This window comes from Rhizobacter sp. P3_B12 (assembly GCF_056402895.1).
Genome location: NZ_JBFUGN010001476.1, coordinates 1 through 1,028, shown reverse-complemented (window position 1 = coordinate 1,028; position 1,028 = coordinate 1). Strand labels below are relative to the sequence as shown.

At 69.7% G+C, this 1,028-nt stretch carries 2 protein-coding genes; both read left to right on the top strand.

Annotation, left to right across the window (positions count from 1 at the left end; genetic code table 11):
* Positions 1-87: 87 nt before the first annotated feature.
* Positions 88-642: a GTP-binding protein gene (locus AC1D01_RS36220; protein ID WP_477874577.1), complete on the top strand. Its 555-nt coding sequence runs from the start codon at positions 88-90 to the stop codon at positions 640-642.
* 17 nt (positions 643-659) lie between these two features.
* Positions 660-1,025, top strand: a complete 366-nt coding sequence (locus AC1D01_RS36215) for a roadblock/LC7 domain-containing protein (protein ID WP_477874575.1) — start codon at positions 660-662, stop codon at positions 1,023-1,025.
* Positions 1,026-1,028: the final 3 nt, after the last annotated feature.

Genomic DNA, 1,028 nt, shown 5'->3' with positions numbered 1-1,028 from the left:
GGGTGAGCGTGCGGCGGCGCCTGCGGCCGATGCGGGCCTGGTCTCCCGCCTGCGCCGCACGCTCGGCATCAGCAACAAGGGTTCGGCATGAAAGACCCCAAGATCGTCTTCACAGGCACGCCCGGTGCGGGCAAGACCACTGCGATCGCGGCGCTCAGCGACACGCCGCCGGTCACCACCGACGTGCGCAACACCGATCCCTCGCTCGCGAAATCGCACACCACCGTGGGCCTCGATTTCGGCCAGGTCGACCTGGGCGACGGGCAGGTGGTGCGGTTGTTCGGAACGCCCGGGCAGCTGCGCTTCGAGTTCATGTGGCAGATCCTTGCCGCCGATGCGCTGGCGCTGGTGATCCTGATCGACAACTCGCGGCCCGATCCGCTGAGCGACCTGGCCGACTACCTCGATGCCTACGGCACGCTGCTGCCGTCGATGAACGCCGTGATCGGCGTCGGCCGCACGCTCGAATGCCCGCTGCCGACGCTCGACGAGTTCAGCGACATCGTCGGTGGGCGCGGGCTGGTCGTGCCGGTGCTGGCCGTCGACGTGCGCGAGCGCGACGACGTGCTGATGCTGCTCGACATCGTGCTGGCCCAGGTCGAGGCGCGCGTCGACATGGGTGTCGAGGCCACACAGGAATGACAATGGACCGAAACGAGATGACCCGCCATGCCCAGCTGGCGGCGGAGGCCCTGATGGCCGATGTGAGCGGCGCGCGCGCCGTTCTGGTGGCCACGCCCGACGGTTTCGACCTGGCGCATGCCGGCGCCTTGCCGCTGGATGCCAGCCGGCTGGCCGCGATGGTGAGCTCGATGGCGGCGCTCGGCGACGCCGCCAGCCGCGAGGCCGCGATCGGCCAGCCGCATTGCATGGTGGTCGATTCGAGCGCCGGGCGCCTCGTGATGCGCAGCGTTCAATGGCGCGGCGAGCCGATGGTGGTCGTGCTGCTGGCCGACACCAGCGCGTTGCTCGGCATGGTGCTCAACGCGCTGAACGGCGTCGAGCGCAGCATGGGGACCGCATGAACC

Coding starts and splice junctions, on each gene's coding strand:
- AC1D01_RS36220 (WP_477874577.1), top strand. CDS start 88: ATGAAAGACCCCAAGATCGTCTTCACAGGCACGCCCGGTGCGGGCAAG.
- AC1D01_RS36215 (WP_477874575.1), top strand. CDS start 660: ATGACCCGCCATGCCCAGCTGGCGGCGGAGGCCCTGATGGCCGATGTG.